The 21855-nt window shown below is 70.3% G+C and carries 21 protein-coding genes; 15 read left to right on the plus strand and 6 right to left on the minus strand.

Annotated elements, in window-relative coordinates; translation table 11 throughout:
• The first annotated feature begins 84 nt into the window (after window positions 1–84).
• From JCO01S_RS00860 to JCO01S_RS00885, 6 genes are all read left to right on the plus strand, one after another.
• Window positions 85–555 (plus strand): pyridoxamine 5'-phosphate oxidase family protein, encoded by a 471-nt coding sequence (locus tag JCO01S_RS00860; RefSeq protein ID WP_068249485.1) that lies wholly within the window; start codon window positions 85–87, stop codon window positions 553–555.
• Entirely contained in the window at window positions 552–839 is a 288-nt protein-coding gene (locus JCO01S_RS00865; RefSeq protein ID WP_439645683.1) for a WhiB family transcriptional regulator, read from the plus strand. The genes JCO01S_RS00860 and JCO01S_RS00865 overlap by 4 nt, the downstream gene beginning before the upstream one ends.
• 89 nt (window positions 840–928) lie before the next feature.
• Complete coding sequence (locus JCO01S_RS00870) at window positions 929–1867, plus strand: siderophore ABC transporter substrate-binding protein (protein ID WP_218002194.1); 939 nt, start codon at window positions 929–931, stop codon at window positions 1865–1867.
• A 9-nt stretch (window positions 1868–1876) separates the two neighbouring features.
• Window positions 1877–2890 carry an ABC transporter permease gene (locus JCO01S_RS00875; protein WP_245634293.1) on the plus strand — a complete coding sequence of 338 codons (1014 nt, stop codon included), beginning with the start codon at window positions 1877–1879 and terminating at the stop codon, window positions 2888–2890.
• Window positions 2880–3884, plus strand: a complete 1005-nt coding sequence (locus JCO01S_RS00880) for an iron chelate uptake ABC transporter family permease subunit (RefSeq protein ID WP_245634294.1) — start codon at window positions 2880–2882, stop codon at window positions 3882–3884. Before JCO01S_RS00875 ends, JCO01S_RS00880 begins: the two co-directional genes overlap by 11 nt.
• Window positions 3881–4708, plus strand: coding sequence for an iron ABC transporter ATP-binding protein (locus tag JCO01S_RS00885; RefSeq protein ID WP_068249490.1), 828 nt, complete (start codon window positions 3881–3883; stop codon window positions 4706–4708). The genes JCO01S_RS00880 and JCO01S_RS00885 overlap by 4 nt, the downstream gene beginning before the upstream one ends.
• On the opposite strand, the gene JCO01S_RS00890 is transcribed toward JCO01S_RS00885, so the two are convergent.
• The 6 genes from JCO01S_RS00890 to JCO01S_RS00925 all read right to left on the minus strand — a co-directional run bounded on the left by JCO01S_RS00890 (window position 4684) and on the right by JCO01S_RS00925 (window position 11754).
• A complete protein-coding gene (locus tag JCO01S_RS00890) occupies window positions 4684–5571 on the minus strand; it encodes a diacylglycerol/lipid kinase family protein (RefSeq protein ID WP_068249492.1) in 888 nt (295 codons plus the stop codon). The genes JCO01S_RS00885 and JCO01S_RS00890 overlap by 25 nt on opposite strands.
• A gap of 10 nt (window positions 5572–5581) precedes the next feature.
• Window positions 5582–6886, minus strand: coding sequence for a YncE family protein (locus tag JCO01S_RS00895; protein WP_068249494.1), 1305 nt, complete (start codon window positions 6884–6886; stop codon window positions 5582–5584).
• A 771-nt stretch (window positions 6887–7657) separates the two neighbouring features.
• On the minus strand, window positions 7658–9247 hold the full coding sequence (locus JCO01S_RS00910) for an ABC transporter permease (RefSeq protein ID WP_068249500.1): 1590 nt from the start codon (window positions 9245–9247) through the stop codon (window positions 7658–7660).
• Window positions 9244–10212: an ABC transporter ATP-binding protein gene (locus JCO01S_RS00915; protein ID WP_068249502.1), complete on the minus strand. Its 969-nt coding sequence runs from the start codon at window positions 10210–10212 to the stop codon at window positions 9244–9246. The genes JCO01S_RS00910 and JCO01S_RS00915 overlap by 4 nt, the downstream gene beginning before the upstream one ends.
• 3 nt (window positions 10213–10215) lie before the next feature.
• Window positions 10216–10851 carry a TetR/AcrR family transcriptional regulator gene (locus JCO01S_RS00920; protein ID WP_068249504.1) on the minus strand — a complete coding sequence of 212 codons (636 nt, stop codon included), beginning with the start codon at window positions 10849–10851 and terminating at the stop codon, window positions 10216–10218.
• Window positions 10852–10980: 129 nt separating this feature from the next.
• Entirely contained in the window at window positions 10981–11754 is a 774-nt protein-coding gene (locus tag JCO01S_RS00925; RefSeq protein WP_068249506.1) for a maleate cis-trans isomerase family protein, read from the minus strand.
• Window positions 11755–12036: 282 nt separating this feature from the next.
• On the opposite strand from JCO01S_RS00925, the gene JCO01S_RS00930 reads away from it, so the two are divergent.
• The 9 genes from JCO01S_RS00930 to JCO01S_RS00970 are packed head-to-tail and all read left to right on the plus strand — an operon-like array spanning window position 12037 to window position 21846.
• Window positions 12037–13068, plus strand: a complete 1032-nt coding sequence (locus JCO01S_RS00930; protein ID WP_068249508.1) for a 2,5-dihydroxypyridine 5,6-dioxygenase NicX family protein — start codon at window positions 12037–12039, stop codon at window positions 13066–13068.
• A 53-nt stretch (window positions 13069–13121) separates the two neighbouring features.
• Entirely contained in the window at window positions 13122–14384 is a 1263-nt protein-coding gene (locus JCO01S_RS00935; protein WP_218002195.1) for an FAD-dependent monooxygenase, read from the plus strand.
• 46 nt (window positions 14385–14430) lie between these two features.
• Window positions 14431–15831, plus strand: a complete 1401-nt coding sequence (locus JCO01S_RS00940) for an MFS transporter (RefSeq protein WP_068249512.1) — start codon at window positions 14431–14433, stop codon at window positions 15829–15831.
• 53 nt (window positions 15832–15884) lie between these two features.
• Window positions 15885–16718 (plus strand): FAD binding domain-containing protein, encoded by an 834-nt coding sequence (locus JCO01S_RS00945; protein WP_068249514.1) that lies wholly within the window; start codon window positions 15885–15887, stop codon window positions 16716–16718.
• On the plus strand, window positions 16715–19123 hold the full coding sequence (locus JCO01S_RS00950) for a xanthine dehydrogenase family protein molybdopterin-binding subunit (protein WP_218002197.1): 2409 nt from the start codon (window positions 16715–16717) through the stop codon (window positions 19121–19123). The genes JCO01S_RS00945 and JCO01S_RS00950 overlap by 4 nt, the downstream gene beginning before the upstream one ends.
• Entirely contained in the window at window positions 19120–19629 is a 510-nt protein-coding gene (locus JCO01S_RS00955) for a (2Fe-2S)-binding protein (protein WP_068249517.1), read from the plus strand. The genes JCO01S_RS00950 and JCO01S_RS00955 overlap by 4 nt, the downstream gene beginning before the upstream one ends.
• Window positions 19626–20315: an SRPBCC family protein gene (locus JCO01S_RS00960; protein WP_068249519.1), complete on the plus strand. Its 690-nt coding sequence runs from the start codon at window positions 19626–19628 to the stop codon at window positions 20313–20315. Before JCO01S_RS00955 ends, JCO01S_RS00960 begins: the two co-directional genes overlap by 4 nt.
• Complete coding sequence (locus JCO01S_RS00965) at window positions 20312–20992, plus strand: isochorismatase family protein (protein WP_068249521.1); 681 nt, start codon at window positions 20312–20314, stop codon at window positions 20990–20992. Before JCO01S_RS00960 ends, JCO01S_RS00965 begins: the two co-directional genes overlap by 4 nt.
• The gene (locus tag JCO01S_RS00970) at window positions 20989–21846 is read left to right on the plus strand and encodes an alpha/beta fold hydrolase (protein WP_068249523.1); all 858 of its coding nucleotides are present in this window, start codon (window positions 20989–20991) and stop codon (window positions 21844–21846) included. The genes JCO01S_RS00965 and JCO01S_RS00970 overlap by 4 nt, the downstream gene beginning before the upstream one ends.
• The last annotated feature ends 9 nt before the right edge of the window (window positions 21847–21855 follow it).

Below are 21855 nucleotides of genomic sequence, written 5' to 3' on the forward strand. Positions count from 1 at the left end.
TTTTAACGCTATAAACCGTGTAAATTAGGAGCCAGTCCTCCCGGAGTCGAGCGTCCCGGGGGTCGCAGCGCAAGGAGGTCGGTCATGACAACCACACAGCACCCGTGGCAGCGTGACTCCGCGGTGGTGGACCACCGGGGTCTGCGCGTGCTGGACATGGAGGAGTGTCTCGCGCGTCTGGGCTCCTGCCCGATCGGTCGGGTCGCCTTCCACGAGGCGGGTGGACTCGCCGTGCTGCCGGTCAACCACGTGCTCGACGGCACGAGCGTGGTCTTCCGTACCCGGTGGGACTCGCGGCTGGCATCGACCGTCGACGGCCGACCCGTGGCCTTCGAGGTCGATGACTACGACCCCGCGACCGGGACGGGGTGGAGCGTGCTCGTGCGGGGGATCGCCGAGTGCATCCGCGACGAGACCACCGGTCGGCGGCTCGAGAAACTGCTGGGGATGCCCTGGCTGGGGGACGTCGAGGAGGCCTTCTGGGTGCGGATCCGGGCGGAGGAGATCAGTGGGCGCCAGCAGGGTGACCCCCGGGCCGAGCGTGGCTGCTGTTGAACCCGCTCGTCCGCGGCCGCCGGGAGCGCCGCCGCGACCTGCCGAGCTGGCGTGAGGATGCCGCCTGCTTCGGGGAGGACCTGGACACCTTCTTCCCCGTCGGGGACGCCGGTCCGGCGCTCTGGCAGATCGCGCGCGCCACGTCCATCTGCGCCGGCTGCCCGGTGCGCGAGGAGTGCCTCGACTACGCTCTGACCACAGGGCAGGACCACGGCATCTGGGGTGGGTTGACCGTGCAGGAGCGCCGGGAGGTGCGTCGAGCGCGTCGTGCCCGGGGGGCCTGACGGTTCCAGTCCCTGGGCCCCGGCTGGACTCCCGTTAAGGTATGGCTAAGGTAACCCAAGTAAGTATTGCCTAACCCTAGGATTCGATGATGCGCCTCCTTCCCGCCGCCGCACTGATCGCCACCGGTGCGCTGGCCCTCTCCTCTTGTGCCGGTGACAGCTCTGCGAAGGAGGGAGACGGCGAAGAGACCACGAAGGTCGAGCACGCCCAGGGGACCACCGAGGTGCCGGTCGACCCGGAGCGGGTCGTCGTCCTCGACTTCGGTGTCCTGGACAGCGTCGATGCCCTCGGCGGCGACGGCGTCGTCGGGGTCCCCAAGACCGGGCTGCCGAAGTCCCTGCAGGACTATGCCGGCGACGACGTCACGGACCTGGGCAATGTGAAGGAGTTCGACGTCGAGGCCGTCGCCGAGGCGGACCCGGACGTCATCCTCGTGGCCGCCCGCAGCGCCGCGAAGTACGACGAGCTCAACGAGATCGCGCCGACGGTGGACCTGACCCTCGGTGAGGGGGACTACCTCAAGGAGTTCAAGGAGCAGACCAACCAGATCGGGACCGTCCTGGGCAAGGAGCAGCAGGCCAAGGACGCCTACGCCGACGTCGAGGACAAGGTCGAGGAGGTCCGCAAGGACGCGAAGGGGGCGAAGGACGCGATGATCCTCCTCGTCAGCGGCGGCAAGATCTCCGCCTACGGGCCGGGGACCCGCTCCGGGTCGATCATCCACGACACCGCCGGTGTCGAGCCGACCGCCTCGGACCTGAAGAAGGACCCGCACGGGCAGGCGGTCTCCTTCGAGTTCGTCGCCGACAAGGAGCCCTCGACCCTCTTCGTCATCGACCGGGACGCCGCGATCGGCGAGGAGGGCAAGACCGCGAAGCAGGTCCTTGACAACCCGCTCGTCGCGAAGACCCCCGCCTGGAAGCAGGACCGGGTGACCTACCTGGACGCGACCGACTGGTACCTCGTCTCCTCGGGGCTGAATGCGCTGCCGCGCATGCTCGATGAGGTGGCATCCGGCATCGAGTGAGGCCCGTCAGTGAGTGAGGCACGCGTGGCCACGGCGCCCGCCGACCGGAGGAGCCGGTCGGCGGGCCTCGCCGTGTCCGCACTCGGCCTGCTCCTCGTGCTGTTCCTCCTGTCCACGTTCGTCGGCGTCGCCGACCTGCGCCCCGCCGACCTGCTGCACGAGGCCACCCGGGGGGAGGCCCTCGAGCTGATCGCCACGAGCCGGATCCCCCGCAGCCTCGCCCTCGTGCTCGCCGGGTCCTCCCTGGCCGTCTCCGGCCTGATCATGCAGCTGCTGACCCGCAATCCCTTCGTCGAGCCCTCGACCGTCGGCACGATGGAGTTCGCCGGCCTGGGCCTGCTGCTGTCGGCACTCCTCGTCCCGGGCGCACCGGTCATCGTGCGGATGGGCTTCGGCGCGGTCTGCGCCCTCATCGGCACCGCCCTCTTCCTCGCGGTGATCTCCCGGATCGAGGTCAGCGACATCCTCGTCGTGCCGCTCGTGGGCATCATGCTCGCCGGGATCGTCGCCGCCGTGAGCACCTTCATCGCCTACCGCGCCGAGCTCATCCAGTCGATGACCGCCTGGACGACGGGGGACTTCTCGGTGGTCATCGAGGGCCGTTACGAGATCCTCTGGGTCACCGCGGTCCTCACCGGGATCGCGTTGCTCGTCGCGGACCGGCTCACCGTCGCCGGGATGGGGGAGGAGATCGCGACCAACCTCGGCCTGGACCACCGCCGCGCGCTGGCGCTCGGCATGACGATCGTCTCCATCGTCGCCGCGGCCGTCGTCGTCACCGCGGGGATGCTCCCCTTCGTCGGCCTCGTCGTGCCCAACCTCATCGCCCTGCTCATCGGGTCCAACGCCCGCCGCGCCATCCCGTGGGTGGCCCTGACCGGGGCCGCCCTCGTGCTGCTCTGCGACATCCTCGCCCGCACCGTGCGCTACCCCTACGAGCTGCCGATCGGGACCATCCTCGGCGTCGTCGGCGGCATCGCCTTCGTCACCATGCTCCTCGCCGGGACCCGTCGTGTCGGTTGACCACGTGGGCACCACCCGACCGGTGGCGAAGGGGGGCGCCGACCCCCTTCGCCCGCGGCGGGCGCTGCTCGGTCTCCTCGCGGCCGCGCTCGTCTCGGTGGGGATCTACCTGACCATCGACCTGAGCGGCAACATCGCCTGGCTGCTCGAGCGGCGCGCGACGACGCTCGCGACGATGGTGCTCGTCTCCGTCGCGGTGGGGGCCGCGACCGTCGTCTTCCACACCGTGACCGCCAACCAGATCCTCACGCCCTCCATCATGGGCTTCGATGCGCTGTACGTGCTCATCCAGACGGTCGCGGTCACGACGCTCGGGGTGAGCGGGATCCACGGGGTCCCCACGGTCGTGGAGTTCGGCGTCGAGACGGTGATCATGGTGGGCCTCTCGCTGCTCCTCTACACGTGGCTGCTGCTGGACCTGCGCCGCAGCCTGCACCTGCTCGTCCTCGTCGGCGTCGTCATCGGCGGGCTCTTCCGCAGCATCTCCGAGCTGCTGCAGCGGGTCATGGACCCGACCGCCTTCGCGGTGCTGCAGGACCGTTTCTTCGCCGACTTCACCGGGCGCGACCAGGGCCTGCTGCTCATCGGGGCGATCATCGTCGCCGGGACCGGCCTGCTGCTGTGGCGCGGGCGCGGGGCGCTGGACGTCGTCTCGCTCGGGCGGGAGGTGAGCACGAGCCTCGGCGTCGAGCACCGCCGCGTCGTGCTCCTCTCGCTGACCGCGGTCGCGCTGCTCGTCGCCACCGCGACCGCGCTCGTCGGGCCCACGAGCTTCTTCGGGCTCCTCGTCGCCCACCTGGCCTACCGGCTCGTCGGCAGCACGAAGCACGAGCACACGCTGCCCGCCGCCGCGCTGGCCTCGGTGGTCTGCCTCGTCGGGGGGCAGCTGCTCTTCGAGCGGGTCCTCGGCTTCGAGGGGTCGCTGTCCATGGTCGTCGAGTTCCTCGGCGGCATCCTCTTCATCGCCCTGCTACTGGGACGGAGCCGCGCATGATCTCCCTGACCGATGTCACGAAGTCCTACGACGGCACGGTCGTCGTCGACGGGGTGCGCCTCGACCTGCCCGAGGGCGGCGTCACTGCCCTCGTCGGACCGAACGGCGCCGGCAAGTCGACCCTGCTCTCGTGCATCGCCCGGCTGCTGCAGCCCGACTCCGGGCGGGTGACCGTCGACGGGCTGGACGTCTTCACCGCCCGCTCGGACGAGATCGCCCGGCGCCTGGCGATCCTGCGCCAGGACAACCACCTCGCGGTGCGGCTCACCGTGCGCGACCTCGTCGCCTTCGGCCGCTACCCCCACCAGCGGGGGCGCTCCCGGATCGGGGGGCTGCGGCCGGACGCGGAGGACGTGGCCCAGATCGATCGGGCGATCGGGCTGCTGGAGCTGGAGGAGCTGGAGGGGCGTTACCTCGACGAGGTCTCCGGCGGGCAGCGGCAGCGGGCCTTCGTCGCGATGGTGCTCGCCCAGGACACCGACTACCTGCTGCTCGACGAGCCGCTGAACAACCTCGACCTGCGCCACTCGGCGCAGATGATGCACCTGCTGCGGCGGGCGGCCGACGAGCTCGGCAAGACGGTGCTCGTCGTCGTCCACGACATCAACGCGGCCTCGGTCGTCGCGGACGAGATCGTCGCGCTGCGCGACGGGCGGGTCATCGCGGCGGGCAGTCCCGAGGAGATCATGCACCCGCACCTGCTGGAGGAGATCTTCCAGGTGCCGGTGAGCGTCCACGACGTCGACGGGCAACGGATCGCGCTGCACTTCACCCGCGCCGGGGCGCTCGCGGCCGTCCCTCAGGTGCGCACCGAGAGCGCCTGAGGCTCGCACCGCAGCCGCAGCCGAGCCACCGGTCCGTAGGTGTCGCCGTCCAGCTGGACCAGCAACGGGTCCTCGGCGGTGATCTCCAGCGTGGCCGCGGGCCGGGTGCGCAGCCCGGCCACGTCGCGGCGGTGACCGAGGACCCCCTTCGCCGCCACCGCCAACCACTGGTCCGGCCGGCGGACGATGACCTCGAGGACGTCGAAGAGGCCGTCGTCCAGGGCCCCGCCGGGGGCGAGTGTCACGCCTGCCCGGACCCGGGAGCAGTTGGCCGCGAGGATGCTCCAGGCGAGCATCTCCCGCGGGTCGTCGCCGTCGTGGCGGACCGTGACCGGCACCGGTCGGCGCAGCGCGTGCCGGGCCGCGGGCGTGAGGTAGGCGGGCCAGCCGAGCCGGTCCTTCAGCTCCGGGCGGGTCGCCGCGACGGTCGCCGCGTCGTGACCCATCCCCGCCAGCACGACGAAGGGCTGCTCGTCCTCGTCCTCGTCGATCCGGGCGAGACCGAGGTCGAGCGCCCGCGGGGTACCGCGCAGGGCGGTCTGCAGCGCGCCGGTGACGTCGGTGGGCAGCCCGAGGTTGTGTGCCAGCAGGTTGGCGGTGCCGATCGGGACGATGCCGAGCTCGGCGCCGCTGCCGGCGAGGCCCTGGGCGACCGCCCGGGTGGTGCCGTCACCGCCGGCCGCGAGGACCAGCTCGGCGCCTGCCTCCGTCGCGGCCCGGGCCTGGGACCGGCCGGTCTCCTCGCGGCTGGTCAGCGCCACGATGGGCTCCGGCCAGCCGGCATCCTGCGCGGCGTCGGCGAGGCCGTCCAGCGCCCGCTCCCACCCGGCCCGGGTCGGGTTGGCGACGATCGCCGTCCTCACCGGCGCCGGCTCACTTCTTCTCGTGCGCGTCGTCGAAGACGAGGATCGTCCCGCCGTAGCAGGCCACCCACACCCGCTTCTTGGTCGGCTCGTAGGTGATGCCGATCGGGTGCGCGTCGGTCTGCACGGTCTGCACGACCTCCATGTCGTCGGTGAGGATCTTGCTCATCGTGGAGTCGTCGTAGTTGACCGCGTACACGGCTGCGCCGTCGGGGCTGATCGTCATCGATCGGGGTCGGTTGCCGACGCTCGCCGTGTCGACCACCTCACCGCTCTTCGCGTCCACCTTGCTGATGGTGTTCGCGCCGTTGTTGGTGATGTAGAGGTACGTGCCGTCCGGGGAGAGCACGAGGTGGCGCGGGCCGTCCCCGGTCGAGACGAAGTCGGTGACGTCGCCGGAGGCCAGGTCGACCTTGACGGTGTGGTCGCTGCCCATGAGCGCGACGTAGGCGGTCTTGCTGTCGTCGGTGACCTCGATGCCGCGCGGGTTGTCCCCGCCCAGCGGGATCGTCTTGACGGTCTTGCCCTTCTTCACGTCGACGACCGAGAGGTCCATGGAGCACCAGTTGGTGACGAGCACCTGCTTGCCGTCGGGGGTGGCGGCGACGTACTTCGGCACCGCGCCGACCTCGATGGCGTCCTCGATCTGCAGGCTCTTGGTGTCGATCTTGTACAGGTAGGAGTTGGAGATGCCCTGCGGGCCGGCGCAGGCGTCGGCGCCCTCGGGGAGGAAGTTCTGCCCGTACATCGAGTAGTTGCTCACCCACGCGGTGTCACCGTCGGGGCTGAAGGCCATCTCGACCGGCGCGCCCTGGCTCTGGCCGGGGTGGCCCTTGATGCCGAAGTCGGCCAGCTCGACGGTGTCGCTGATCGTCTTCTGCAGCGCACCGGCGGCAGTGAAGACGCTCATGGTGTGGGTGTACATCATGTTCTGCGCGAAGACCTGGCCCCTGTCCGAGGCCACGACCGACTTCGGGCTGAGCTCCCCGGAGATGCGCTGGACCTGGATCAGGTCGGACTTCGCGGGCTTCGCCTCCTTGCCGATCTCGTCGACCGGGGTCTCCTTCGGCGCGGGGGACTCCACCTTGTCGGGGGTCGTCGGTGAGGAGGAGGCGTCCTTCTTCTTCTCGTCCTCATCCTGCTTGCCGGAGGTCTGGGAGGTCGTGGAGCTGGCGGACGCCTGCTGCTCGCCTCCTTCGTCGACGGCCGTGACGACCCGCCACAGGGCGAGCAGCAGGACGATGACGACGGCGACCGCGACGACGAGCGCGATCCGTCGGCGCGCGGTGTCGGCGGACTCGTTGTTGGTGTTCACGAAAGCAGCTCCCCTGGGTGTGACGACTCCGCCCCGAGGTTAGTGGACGGGGCCGGGATCGCCCGGGGGACGCACCGACGGGCATCGACCCTTGGTTCACTGGTGGCGTGGCACAGCAGGTCTTCCGGATGGATGTCGACGGGCACCATCACCGGGTCGAGAGGACCGTGGGGCGGACGTGGAAGAACTCCGCCACCTGGTGGCGGGACGGCGAGCAGGTCGCGTCGCTGGAGGAGCCGGAGCGCGAGCTCACCCTTTCCCCGGAGGAGGACGACCCTCTCGCCGGGACGGCCGGTGCCGTGGTCGTGTGCTTCACCGCCACCGGCTCGCCGCTGCGGGCCACCCATTTCTCGGGGGAGCGCGCCGACGCGCTCCTCGCCGCTCTCCTCAACCGTCGCGGCCTGGACCTGGAGCCGGAGCCGGGTAGCCCCGCCCGCCCTCCGGGAGGAGCGGATGCGCGCCCGTCCGGTGCTCTACGCGAGCCGGCACGTGGCCGCCGGAGCGGCCACGGTGCTCCTCCCCGTCGCTGGCGCGGCGGTGCTCGTCTGGCTGCTGGCGCGGATCCCCTCCGACGTGCTCCCGGACCTGCCTGCCATCCCGTGGCCCGACCTGCCGGCGATCCCCTGGCCGGACTGGCAGCTGCCCGGGTGGCTCGGCCGGATCATCGACCAGGCCCGCTACGTGGTCCCCGTGCTGCTCGGGATCCTGTGGGCCCGCAGGGAGGTGTCCCGCCGCCGGAGCCAGGACGAGCTGCGTGAGCGGGTGCGAGGGTCAGGCGTGCGGGACGTCCCGGCGGACGAAACCGAGCAGGCCGAGCGCCACGAGGAGCAGCCCGAGGCCGCCGGCGACGAGGGCGCCGGTGACGTCGAGGGACTCGGCCGGGACGTTGCCGACGAGGCCGAAGGGTGACCACTCGACGAGCGCCTCGGGCAGGTCGAGCCCGGGGCCCATGTAGCCGACGACGGCCGCGATCGCGAAGACCGCCCAGACCACCGGTTGCAGGCGCGGCAGCCAGCCGAAGAGCGCCACCGACAGGCCGCCGAGGAGCAGCGCCACCGGGAGGTGGTCGGCGCCTGCACGCAGCAGGGTCCCGACCCATTCGGAGTCCCCGAGGGCGGCGGCCGTCGTGAGTGCGAGGGCAAGGCTGCCGACGACGGCCACGACGAGGGTGCCGACCGCGACGACGACGAGGTGGGGGAGCAGCCAGGCGACCCGGCCGCGCGGCGCGCTCAGCGCCAGCTCGAGCCGACCGGAGGTCTCCTCGGTGCGCAGCGAGCCGAGGGACTGCAGGACCGACCCGCTGACGAGCATGGAGAGGAGCAGCACGAACATCGCGCTCATCGACTTCACGATGCCCTCCTCGCCGCCGGCGAGGAAGGCCGCGAGGTCGGGGTTGCCCTGCACGGCGTCGATGACGGTCTGGGTCAGCGATCCGTAGGTGCCCATGAGGATCGCGACGAGCACCGCCCAGCCGAGGATCCCGCCACGCCGGTCGCGCACGGCCAGGCCGAAGGGGTGGAGCAGGGCCGGCGCGGCCCGCTCCGGGCCGGTGCTCGGGGCGATGAGCGAGGCACCGACGTCCCGCCGGGCGGAGAGCACGAGGGCCAGGCCGAGCAGCGCGAGGGTCACCACCGCGCTCACGACGAAGGGGGTCCACCTCAGCTGCCCGAAGGCGGCCACCTGGTCCTGCCAGCCGTGCGGGGAGAGCCACACGACCCAGGTGTGGTCGATGGCGCCGGCGCCGCGCACGATGTAGGCCACGAGCATGATCGCCAGACCGGCGCCCCAGACCGAGCGGCTGTGCCCGAAGGCCTGCGCGAGCAGGGCGGTGACACCGACGAAGACCGCTCCGAGGGCCACGATCGACCCGCCGAAGGCGAGCGCGCCGGCGACCTCGGTGCCGCTGCCGACGAAGATCACGGCGGTGAGCGCGCCGAGGGCGAGGAAGGAGAGCAGCGCGACGAGCACGGCCGCCACGAGCGGTGCCTGGCGCCCCATCCGCGAGGCGAGCAGCAGCTCGAGCCGCCCTGCCTCCTCCTCCCGGCGGGTCCCGCGGACGGTGAGCGCGATCGCCATGACGGGCAGGCCGAAGCCGAAGACGAAGCCGAGCTCGTTGGCGAGCGTCCCGCCGAGGGTCCCCAGCCCGGCGACGTCGCCGTTGAGCATCCGCAGCGCTGGGGAGTCGCTCGAGTCGGCATAGCTGCGCAGCTTCGCCGGGGTGTCGTAGAGGTCGGTGATCGAGCCGGCGGTGAGGGCGACGACCGCGGCCAGGCCGATGACCCAGGCGCTCGCCCCCTTCCACCCGGTGCGCCACTGCACCCGCAGGCTCGTCCCGACGCCGGTGGTGCTGATGCTGTTCATCGCGCCTCGGCCCCCTGGCCCCGGTCGCTGGGGTGCGACGAGCCCTGGCGAGGAGCCTCGAAGGGCCCGTCCCCGCGGTACTGCTCGAGGAAGAGATCGTCCAGGCTCGGCGGGGTGATCGTCAGGGTGTGCACGCCGGCCGCGTGCAGCCGGCCCACGACCTCGGCGACCGCTGTGGCGTCCACGTGGCAGCGCACCTCGGGACGACCGTCGCTGCTCGACTCCGCGAGGCCGGTGACCCCGGGGATGCCGTCGAGGTCGACCGCCGTGTCGGTCACGGCATGCACCTGGCTGCTCGTGCTGCGCCGCAGGTCCGCGAGGGTCCCGCTCGTCACGGCCCGCCCGGCGCGGATGATCGTCACCCGGTCGGCGAGGGCCTCGACCTCGCCGAGGATGTGGCTGGAGAGGAGCACCGTGGTGCCCTCCTCGACGCGCTCGCGCACGCAGTCCTGGAAGACCTGCTCCATGAGCGGGTCCAGCCCCGAGGTCGGCTCGTCGAGCAGGAGCAGGTCGACGTCGGCGGCGAGGGCGGCGATGAGGGAGACCTTCTGCTTGTTGCCGGTCGAGTAGTCGCGGGTCTTCTTCCTCGTGTCGAGGTCGAAGCGCTCGACCAGGTCGGCGCGTCTCCCTTCGTCCAGCCCGCCGTGCGCCCGCCCGAGGACGTCGATGCACTGCCCGCCGGTCAGCCCGGGCCAGAGGGTCACGCCGGCGGGGACGTAGGCGAGGCGTTGGTGCAGCTCGACGGCGTCGTGCCACGGGTCGCCGCCGAGGAGCTCCACGGTGCCGCGATCGGCGCGGGTGAGGCCGAGCAGCACGCGGATGGTGGTGGACTTGCCGGCGCCGTTGGGGCCGAGGAAGCCGTGCACCTCGCCGCGGGTGACGTCGAGGTCGAGCCCGTCGAGGGCGTGGGTGCGGCCGTAGGTCTTGTGCAGGTCGGCGGTGTGGATGATCGGGGTGTCGCTCATGTCCTACTCCTGCGCGGAGGGGTGGGTGCTGCCGGTGAAGAGGGCGCCGTAGACGCTCATGGACTCCGCCGCCCACTGCGGCAGACCGTCCCCGAGCGGGTCGGTGCCCAGGACCTCCCGCCACTGGTCGGCGAGGAGGAAGAGGCCGAAGTCCGCGGTCATGCAGATCGCGGCGCGGATGCGGGGGTTCTCCCCGGCGTCGATGACCCCCGCGGCGTCCCAGGCCTTGAAGACCTCGACGGTGCGGGTGTGCCAGCTGCGGATGAGGTCGGTCCCCACCGGGTCGCCGGAGAGCAGCAGGCGGCGCAGGTACCGGGGCATCGCCGCGAGGGTGCCGTCGAGGGCCTCCGGCGCGACGAGCTCGGCGATGGAGCCCCAGTTCCCGGCCGCGAGGTCGGTGGTGACGTCGGGTTGGGAGCTGCGGTCGATGAGGTCGTCCAGCCAGGCGCGCACGTGCTCCACGACCGCGTCGCGGAGCCCGTCCTTCGAGCCGAAGTGGTGGACCACCAGCGCTGGGGACACGCCGGCCTGCTCGGCGATCTGGCGCATCGTGACCATCCCCTCGCCGTGCTCGGCGAAGAGCTCCAGGGCGGTGTCGCGGATGCGTGCCCGGGCAGTGCGGTCATCTGCTGAACTCATGTTCAGCAGACTAAACCGTTGTTCAGATCAAGGCAACCGGGCGCAGGGTGACCTTGCTGCACTGGACGGACCCGCGGGGGCCGGGTGTCGACGTCCGCCGCTCGCGCCCCCGCAGGTCGTGTGGGGTGACTAGTGGCTGCCGTCGAGAAGGCTGCCTGTGCCGGGGACGTGCGTGGACAGGCCGAGGTCCTGCAGGATCGCCCAGGCGGTGGCGACCGCGGCGGAGATCACCGGCTTTCCGTAAGCGTCCTCGACCGCCTGTATGGCAGCGAGCGACGGCATCTGCACACAGGCCGACAGCACCAGGACGTCGGCCTCCTCCAGCGCCCGTGGGTCGAGGCGCTTCCAGTGCTCGACGAGGTCGGTCGGATCGAGGTTGGCCACCGCGATGTTGTCGGAGACCTCGAGCGAGAGGGTGTCGAGGACCTCGATGTTCGCGTCCTCGACGTAGTTGGCCACCAGCGTGGTCAGGGGCTTCATGTACGGAGTCACCATGACGACCCGGCGGGCGTCCAGGGCTGCGAGCCCGCGGAGCAGTGCACCAGCGCTGCTGATGACCGGGGAGGTCACTCCTTCGCTCTCGAGTGCGGCGCGCATCTGGTCCTCGGCGGTGCAGTGGTAGCCGGGCCCCTGGGCCATGATCGCCACGAGGCAGGCGGAGGCGACGGCATCCGGCCGGGCGTCGGCCAGCTCGAGAGCGGCCCGGTCGGTCTGGGCGTTCATGGCCTTGAGCTCCTCCGGAGTCACGTGCTTCATGCGCATCCGGCTGGAGTGGAACACGAACCGGTCCTCGGGGTGCACCTGGCTGCGGCGCCCGAAGATCTCGGGAAGCTCCGTCTCCATCGTCAGATTCGAGCTCGGGACGATCAGGCCGATGTGGCGCGTCGAGTCAGTGAGAGTCATAGATGATTCGTACACGAAGAAATGCATCGATGGCAAGGGGTGGCGAAGAGCGGTTTTCGGGCGATCCGGTGGGGGGCGCCAGAGTGGGGTGACGGCGCGAAAGTGGTGATATAAGCGCCAGAAACAAGGGGTTTTGGGGCTCTGTGCGACGCCCCGGCAGGTCGTTGCCGGCATCGCTCCAGGTGGCAACGCGAAGCCGGGTGACCCCTTGACTCGGCACGAATCATGCGTATAGAAATGAGTTCGTACTTCGCTCAGAGCCGAGTTGAGAGAGAGATCGAGATGAACCAGCTGACCTCAGCGGACCTCGTTCAGGCGTTCACGGAAGAGCTGCACCTGTGCAAGCTCCAGCCGAACGAGCACGTCGTCGTGCTGGCAGAGCCGTCGAGTCGCCAGGACTACGTGGCCGCCTCCTTTGCGGCGGCCAAGGCCTGCGGCGCCCACGTCGTGGCGGCGACGGTCCCGGGTGGGAACCCTGACCCGGTACCGAGCACGCACACCGGAGCCGGCCCCGGACTGAGCTCGGTCCTGCAGGACTCGGTGGCCCAGAACCTGCTCAAGGAGGCCGACCTCGTGCTCGACCTGACGCGGGAGGGCTTCATCCACGCGCCGATCCAGGACGAGATCCTGGGGGCGGGGACGCGCATCCTCTTCGTCTGCGATGCTCCCGACGTCCTCGTCCGCAACATGCCCACGGCACAGGACAAGGACCGCGTGCTGGCCGGGCAGAACCTCGTGAACGAGTCGACGACCATGCGGGTCACGAGCCGGGCCGGGACGGACCTCACCGTCGACCTGCACAACGTGCGCTGCGACTTCCAGGTCGGGTTCGCGGACGACCCCGGTCGATGGGACCACTGGCCGAGCACGATGGTGCTGTGCTGGCCGGAGATCTCCGATGGCCAGATCGTCCTCGCGCCGGGAGACATCATCCTGCCGTTCAAGGAGTACATCCGCGAGGCGGTCACCCTCGAGGTCTCCGGCGGTCACATCGACACCGTCAGCGGCGGGGCCGACGCGCACATGATCGAGACCTACTTCGGCGACTCCGACGACAAGTGGGCGCGCTACCTCTCCCACATGGGGTGGGGCCTGATGAAGAGCGCGGACTGGTTCGCCCAGGCGATGTACGCCAAGCACGAGGTCATGGGCATGGAGGCCAGGGCCTTTGCCGGAAACTTCCTGTGGTCCACCGGGCCGCACCCGGTGCTGCACCGCGACTCCTACGCCCACCTCGACATCGCCATGCGTGGCTGCACCGTGGAGCTCGACGGGCGCACCGTCGTGGCCGACGGAACCCTCATCGAGCCCTGACCCACCCCCCTCCGTCCCCTGTCCCCTCCACGTCCAAGGAGTCATTCGTGTCCATGAGTCAATCCCTCGAGGTCGTCCTCGTCGGCGGCGGCCTCGGCGGCCTCACCGCTGCCCTCGCCATGCGCCAGCAGGGCCTGCGCGTCACCGTCCTCGAGCGCGCCGACGAGCTCGGCGAGGTCGGCGCAGGCATCCAGACCGCGCCCAATGCCGCCAGGGTCCTGATGGGTCTGGGTCTGCTGCCGGAGCTGGAGAGGATCAAGACGGAGCCGCAGGACCAGGTCCGGCGTCGGTGGAAGGACGGCAGCGTCATCGGCCTCACGGCGCTGGGCCTGCACGTCAAGGACATCTACAACGCCCCCTACTGGCACTACCACCGCGCCGACCTCCATCAGGTCATCCACGACGCGTGCGTCGATCCAGCGGGTCACGGGCCCGTGGTGGAGGTCGTCACCGGCGCGCAGGCCAACGATGTCGACCAGAGCGACCCGGCCCGACCGGTCGTCATCACCTCCGACGGACGCCGCTTCCAGGGTGATGTCGTCGTCGGCGCTGACGGCATCCGCTCAGCGGTCAGGGACGCACTCGGCGCCGAGGACACTCTCGAGTTCTCCGGCGAGATGGCCTACCGGGTGCTCGTTCCGGGTGACGCGATCCGTGAGGACCCGGCGACACGCTGGCTGGTCGACCGCTTCCAGAGCACCATCTGGTACGGCCCGGACCGGCACCTCGTCCACTACATGATCCGTGGCGGAGACATGCTGAACATCGTGGCGATCGTCCCCGCCGACGACGACATCGCCCGCACCTGGTCCCGTCCCGCGACGGTCGAGGAGATGCTCGAGCAGTACCGGGACTGGGACGACCGTGTCGCCGCGATGCTCTCCAAGGCCGGAGACGATTGCAGCGTCTGGGCCATGTACCACCGCCGCCGCGACCCGGTCTGGGTCGACAACCATGTCGCGCTGCTCGGGGATGCCTGCCACGCCATGCTGCCCTACCAGGCGCAGGGTGCTTCGCAGGCCATGGAGGATGCGGGAGTGCTGGCCGAGGAGCTCGGCGCGGTGACCCGTGAGGACATCCCGGCTGCCCTGGCCCGGTACGTCTCGCGCCGCTCCAAGCACGCGGGCATGGTCCAGGACGCCTCCTTCCGGAACAAGGACTTCTACCACCTGCCGGACGGGCCGGAGCAGGAGGAGCGGGACAAGAAGCTGGCGACCTTCAACGGCGAGTCCGACGTTTCCTACGACTGGCTCTGGAGCGGCAGTCCGCTCAACAACGCAGACACCGAGTCATACCACTACCAGTTCCGTCGCTGAGCGACTGCTCGAGCGGCTCCGGGCCTATCAATCAATGGAGATACGTATGCGCACTGGAGACCAGATCGTCCAGGACCTTCCCTGGAAATGGAATGTGCAAGGCAAGATCTTCCTCATCGGCGGACTCGGGTACCTGTTCGACGCGTGGGACATCGCGCTCAACGGCTTCCTGACTCCACTCGTCGCGCTCGACTTCGACCTGTCGACGGGAGCCCGCGGCTATGTCGCGACGGCGAATCTCGTCGGCATGGCGGTCGGCGCGATCGTCTGGGGAAGCATTGCCGACCGACTCGGCCGCAAGAGGGCCTTCAGCATCACCTTGGCGATCTTCGCCCTGTTCTCCGTCCTCGGCGCCTTCTCCCCGAACTACGAGGTCTTCCTCGCGTTCCGTTTCATCGCCGGATTCGGACTGGGTGGATGCATCCCCGTGGACTACGCGATCGTCGGTGAGTTCTCACCGAAGCGGGTGCGCGGAAAGGTGCTGACGGCCCTCGACCTCTTCTGGCCGATCGGTGCGACCCTGGCGGGGCTGTCGGCGTGGGCCCTGCTCGGTGTGGACCACAACTGGCGCGTGATGCTCGGCATCATGGTGCTCCCGGCCCTCCTCACGTTCTGGGTGCGCAGAGGTGTGCCCGAGTCGCCCATCTACCTGGCGAAGGTCGGTCGTGAGGCGGAGGCGCGCGAGGTCATCGATCGGCTCGTTCGTGCGACGGGCGCCACGCCGGAGGACTACGAGATCAAGCCGCCGGTGGTCGAGGCGAAGGTCAACGGCTTCGTGGCTGCTGCTCGGCAGCTGCGCATGATCTGGGGCCGGATGCCGATGATCACGCTCACCGCGTGGATGCTCTTCGTGAGCATCATGGTCGTCTACTACGCCGCGCTCAGCTGGCTGCCGACCCTCCTGTCCGACGCCGGCGCCTCGTTCACGGTGGCCTTCCTGGGCTCGACCATCATGAGCGCCATCGGCATCTTCGGGTGTGCGCTGTCGACCTACCTGGTCGACATCACCGGTCGCAAGTGGCTCCTGGGAGTGAGCGCCAGCCTGGGGTCGGTCGCCCTGGTCGGTATCGGGGCAACCCTCGAGATGACCGGTCTGGCACTCATCGCCATCGGGGTCTTCGGTTTCGTCATCCAGATGGCGATCCCGGTCCTGTACGCCTACATCGCAGAGATGTACCCGACCGAGGTCAGGGCGAGCGGCTTCGCGTGGTCCTCCTCCGCCAGCCGGGTCGCGACCGGGCTCACACCGCTGCTGTTCAGCGCGTGGATGTTCCCGGTCCTGGGCAAGGTCACCACCTTCCTCGTCCTGATGGTCCTCGTGTTCATCTCCGTCGCGATGATGGTGAAGTTCGCCCCCGAGACCAAGGGGATGGATCTGGACGCGGTGACCGACGACCGTGACGTGGACGCCGCACCGACGTCCGCGCCGGCCGCCGCGTTCGAGTGATCACCCGCATGTGAGATCCCAGCACGGCCACACCTCTACGACCCAGGAGTCCTGTGAAACCCGCACCCGTCAACTACCACCGCGCGGCCAGCGTCGGCGATGCGCTCGCCCTGCTGAGCGAGTTCGGTGAGGAGTCGAAGGTCATCGCCGGTGGACAGTCGCTCGTCCCGATGATGAGCTTCCGGCTGGCGCGACCCGAGCACCTCGTCGACATCACCAGGGTCCCGGGTCTCGATGCCATCGAGCTCGTCGACGACGAGCTGGCGATCGGCGCTCTGACCACGCACCAGGCGGTGCTCGAGAGCCCGATCGTCCGTGGGAGCCGTGGCCATCGCATGGTTGCGACGACGATGCGCCACGTCGGGCACCTGCCGATTCGTACCCGCGGGACCGTGGGCGGCAGCATCGCCCACGCCGACGGCTCCGCCGAGTGGCCGCTCCTGTGCGTCCTCCTCGGAGCGAGGATCGTCGCCGAGGGCTCCACCGGCGAGCGGGAGATCGCCGCCGAGGAGTTCTTCTTCGGTCTCTACACGACGGCGCTCGAGATGGACGAGATCGTCACTCGCGTGGTCCTTCCCGCGGCCGAGGGGGCCACCGGGTTCGCCGAGTACGGCCTGCGGCACGGCGACTTCGCCCTGGCTGCGGCGGGAGTGGTTCTCCCGTCGCCCGGAGGGGCAGCCGGGTCCCGGGTCGTGGTCAGCGGGGCCGCTCCGGCTCCGAGCCGACTGCCACGGGCCGAGTCCGCACTGGACGACGAGGCAGACGAGGCCGCGCTGCGGACAGCCGTCGGCGCCGACCTCGACGACCTCGAGGTGGACGACGACTACCAGCGCGGCCTGGTGACCGGCATGGTCACCGATGCCGTGGAGGAGGCACGGAAGCGATGAGCACACCTGAGCAGCCATCGAGCGGGGAGGCCACGCTGCGCTCTCCCACGATGTCCCGGGACGGGGCCTTCATCGGTGCAGGGGTCCGTCGGCGTGAGGACCCCCGGCTCCTGACGGGCGCCGGGCGATTCGTCGACGACATCGACCTGACCGGGCAGCTCCATGCCCAGTTCGTCCGCAGTCGGGTCGCCTTCGGGCGGATCCTCGAGGTCGACCTCGAGGCCGCTCGCGCGGTGCCCGGCGTCGTGGCCGCCTTCTCGGCGGACGACCTCGTGATGGCCCCGATCACCGCCCTCCTCGACCGGCCCTTCGAGCAGTTCCGACCGACCGACATGCCCGTCCTCGCCCACGACGTCGTGCGCTTCATCGGTGAGCCGATCGCCATCGTCATCGCACGGACGCCGCACGCCGCGGAGGACGGCGTGGAGGCTGCGCGCGTGGAGTACGAGGAGTACGAGGCGATCGTCTCCGCCGACGCCGCGATGGCCGACGGCGCCCGGCGGATCCACGACGGGGCTCCGGACAATGTCCTCGTCGACGTCTCCCTCTTCGACACACCCGGGGTGGACGACGCCTTCGAGCGAGCGGCCCGGGTCATCGAGGTCTCCCTGGACACGGGGCGGCAGAACGCGCTGCCGATGGAGACGCGGGCGGCCCTGGCCCAGTGGGACGCGCGTGAGTCCCAGCTCGTGCTCCACACCCCCACCCAGGTGCCGCACCTCGTGCGTACCGCCACGGCGGCCAGCCTGGGGTTGCCCGAACGCCAGGTGCGCGTCGTCGTCCCCGACATGGGCGGTGGCTTCGGCATCAAGTGCGTCGTCGGGCGCGAGGAGATGGCGGTCGCCGCGGCGGCCAAACGCATCGGCAAGCCGGTCAAGTGGATCGAGGACCGCAAGGACGCCCTCACCGCCTCGTTCCTCGCCCGGGAGCAGCACTACACGGCGCGGGCGGCCTTCGCGGAGGACGGTGAGTTCCTCGCGCTGGACGTCGACGTGGCCTGCGACATGGGTGCCTATTCGTGCTACCCCTTCACGGCCGGCATCGAACCCCTCATGGCTTCCGCCGAGATGCCCGGGGTCTACCGACTCGGCGCCTACCGCGTGCGGGCCCTCGCGGTCGCGAGCAACAAGGCGCCGTCCGCCCCGTACCGAGGGGTCTCGCGCCCCCAGTACGTCATGCTTCTCGAGCAGATCATGGACCGAGCAGGGCGAGCCCTCGCCATGGACCCGCTCGACGTGCGCCGGCGCAACCTCATCACCGAGTTCCCCTACACGTCGATCAACAACATCACGTACGACCCCGGCTCCTACCTGGAGTCGCTCGACCTGTGCGAGCAGATGGTCCGCGAGGAGGGGTGGTACGAGTGGCAGAGCCGCGCCCGCGAGCAGGGACGCCACATCGGCATCGGTTACGCGTGCTTCAGCGAGCGGACCGGGTACGGCAGCTCGGCCTTCGCCGCTCGCAAGATGCTCGTCGTCCCCGGCTTCGACATCTCCGACATCCGGATGGATCTCGACGGGACCATCACCGTCACGAGCGGCACGATGAGTCACGGTCAGAGCCACGAGACGACGATGGCCCAGGTCGTCGCCGATGCATTGCAGGTCGACGTCGAACGGGTCCAGCTGCACCAGGGCGACACCGACCGCATCACATACGGGTTCGGCACCTTCGCCTCGCGGTCGGCAGTCATCGGGGCCAGCGCCGTGCAGCTCGCCTCGCGTGCTCTCGGGGACGACCTCGTCGAGATCGCCGCGCACTTGATGGAGACCAACACGGACAACCTCCACCTGCGGGACGGCGCGGTCCAGCGACGGGACCTACCCGACCAGCGGCTCACCTACGAGCAGATCGCGAACGTGGCCTACCTCCAGTCGCACCGGCTGCCGAAGGGCGTCAGTCCCGGCCTCCACGCGTCGGCCTCCTTCGACGTCACCAACGACGGCACCTTCTCCAACGCCACCCAGGCAGCTGTCGTGGAGCTGGACGCGACCACGGGCGCCGTGCAGATCCTGCGCTACTTCTGCGTCGAGGACTGCGGCGTGGCGATCAACCCGACCGTCGTCGAGGGGCAGGCCCGCGGTGGCATCGCCCAGGGGATCGCCGGAGCGCTCTACGAGGAGATCACCTACGACGCCAACGGGGAGCCCTCGTGCGCAAGCTTCATGGACTACTGCGTCCCGACGGCGATGGAGACCCCCGACATCAGGATGGCCCACCTCGAGACGCCGTGCATCTACAACGAGACCGGCGCGAAGGGGGCGGGAGAGGGCGGGACCATCGGGGCTCCGGGCGCCCTCCTCGGGGCGGTCAACGACGCACTCCACCGCACCGGGTCCCAGATCGACCGGACACCCATCACCCCGCGCGCCGTGCAGGCCGCACTCTCAGGAGGTACCCGATGAATGACCGCCATCTCATCGAGTTGACCGTCAATGGTGAGGAGCACGAACTCCTCGTCGAGGCCCGCGAGACCCTCGTCGACGTGCTTCGCCACCGGGTCGGAGCCACCGGCACCCACGTCGCCTGCGAACACGGGATCTGCGGTGCGTGCACCGTGCTCGTCGACGGGGAGCCGACGCGATCCTGCCTCGTGCTGGGGGTCATGGCCGACGGCAGTGAGGTCCGGACCGTCGAGTCGCTCGCCGACGAAGGCGGCCTGAACGACCTCCAGGAGGCCTTCACGGACTGCCACTCGCTGCAGTGCGGGTTCTGCACTCCCGGGATGCTCATGCTCGCCGAGGGGGGCATCCCCCACCTGGAGAGCTCCGACAGGGAAGAGATCCGAGAGCTCGTCTCGGCCAACCTCTGTCGCTGCACGGGCTACGAGACCATCGTCGACGCAGTCGGCCGGGTCGCCCGGCACCGCCGCGGCGAGACCCCGGACACCTCCGAAGGAGCACCCGCATGAAGATCGAGAACACGGCTGTCGTGACGGCTGACCCCGAGCGGGTCTTCGCCCTCATCAACGACGTGGAGCGGGTGGCCTCCTGCCTGCCCGGGGCCGAGCTGCTGGACCGCGAGGGCGAGGACGGCTATCGCGGTCGGGTCGGCCTCCGGGTCGGGCCGATCGGTGCCTCCTTCGAGGGGGTGCTGCGATTCGTCGAGGTGGACCAGATCGCGCGGACCATGCGCCTGGTGGGCCGCGGCACGGACGTCAAGGGAAACGGGGACGCAGAGGCCGATGTGTGGCTCGCAGTCGTCGAGCACCCGGACGGGTCGCTGCTGCAGATCACCACGGACCTGAACATCCGCGGGAAGTTCGTGCAGTTCGGCAAGGGGGCGATCGCCTCGGTCTCCAACAAGATCCTCGCGCAATTCGCCACGAACATGGCCTCGCTCCTGGAGGAGCCCGCGGAGGCCGTCCCGGACGAGGTCGGGGCCACGGTCGACCAGCGCTCGCCCGTCGGTGCCATGACCACCACGAGAGGGAGCGGACTCCCCCCTTCGCCCCCTCGTGGTACTGCCACTGGTACCGGGTTGCTCGACGAGGCGACCAGGCGTCGGCTGACGATCGCAGCGACCTTCGTCGCCGGCTGCATCGAGGGCTGGATCCTCACGCGGGCCTTCGGCCGGCGGCAGGGAGGTCGGTCATGACCAGCACCCCGACGAATGGGGTCGACGAGACCACTCGGGCGACCTATGACCGTGCCGGGTGGGGCGGCAGCGTCGACCGAGGCTCTCGGCCCGCACTGGTGGTCATCGACCTGACCCGCGGATTCACCGAGCCGCAGTTCGACGCCGGCTCCGATCTCACCGACGTCGTCACGGCGACCTCCGGACTCATCGACGCGGCGCACGCCCAGGGCCACCCGGTCATCGTGACGCGCATCGTGTACAGCCGGGCCGAGGTGCAGCCCGGCGTCGTCACCTGGCTCACCAAGGCGGCCGGGATGCGCGGCATGCTCGAGGGCAGCGAGGCGATCGTCCTCGATCCGCGCCTCCCCGTCGAGGACGCGACGGATGTCGTGATCGACAAGAAGGGGGCGTCGGCCTTCCACGGGACGACCCTGGCCGCGCTGCTACGGGCTCGGGGGTGCGACACCGTCGTGCTCACCGGCGCGACCACCAGCGGGTGCATCCGAGCCTCCGCCGTGGACGCCGTGCAGGACGGCTTCTCCGTCCTCGTGCCCCGTGAGGCGGTCGGTGACCGCGCCCAGGGCCCGCACGAGGCCAATCTCTTCGACATCCAGGCAAAGTACGGCGACGTCGTCGACCTCGAGGACGCGCTCGCTTATCTGTCCGGTGAACCGGACGAAGGAGGAACAGCATGACGGACCGCACGGTCTCCCTGACAGCGCTGGCGGACCTGCCGGCGACCGGAGCGTCGAGCCGGTGGGTCGACGGCGAGGTGGGTCTGCACGTCCTGGACTATCCGGGACCCGACCGGGCGACCCTCGCCCCCGTCGTCCTCGTGCCCGGCATCTCGATGCCTGCGATGGGCATGGACTTCGTCGCGCGGGACCTCGCCACCACCCGGCGGGTCCTCGTCACCGATGTCCGAGGTCGCGGGCTGTCCCAGTCCGGCGAGGACTACTCGACCGAGGCCTACGCAGGTGACGTCGAGCGCATCGTCGAGGCGCTGGTGCCCGGGACGGGAGCGGTCCTCCTGGGCCACTCGATGGGTGCCAGGATCGTCACCCTGGTTGCCGCCCGGGGGCGGGTGGAGCACGGCGGCGTCATCGCTGTGGACCCGCCGACCTCCGGCCCGGGCCGCGATCCGTACCCGACGAGCCGGGCGGCCTTCATGGGGCAGGTCGAGGAGGCGCTGCGCGGCACGAGCGCCGACGAGGTCGCCTCCTCGTGGCCGTCGTGGCCCCGGCGGGAGCAGGAGATCCGGGCCCGGTGGCTGGGGTCCTGCGAACCCGAGGCGATCGGCGCCACGCACGACGCGTTCGAGAGCGAGGACTTCTTCCAGTGGTGGCCGCGGGTGCCCGCTCCCGTCGCCTTCATCCGCGGGTCCGACAGTCCCGTCGTGCCGGAGAGCGTCATGGCGGAGGTCACCAGCGGGAACCCGGCCGCCTCCACCCATGTTGTTCCCGAGGCCGGACACATGGTCTTCTGGGACAACCGAGTGGGGGCTAACCAAGCTCTCAGGGAGGCCTTGGGCGCGATCGACGCCTTGTGACGGAGGGAT

The sequence above is a fragment of the Janibacter corallicola NBRC 107790 genome, from assembly GCF_001570965.1.
In the GTDB taxonomy this organism is placed as follows: domain Bacteria; phylum Actinomycetota; class Actinomycetes; order Actinomycetales; family Dermatophilaceae; genus Janibacter; species Janibacter corallicola.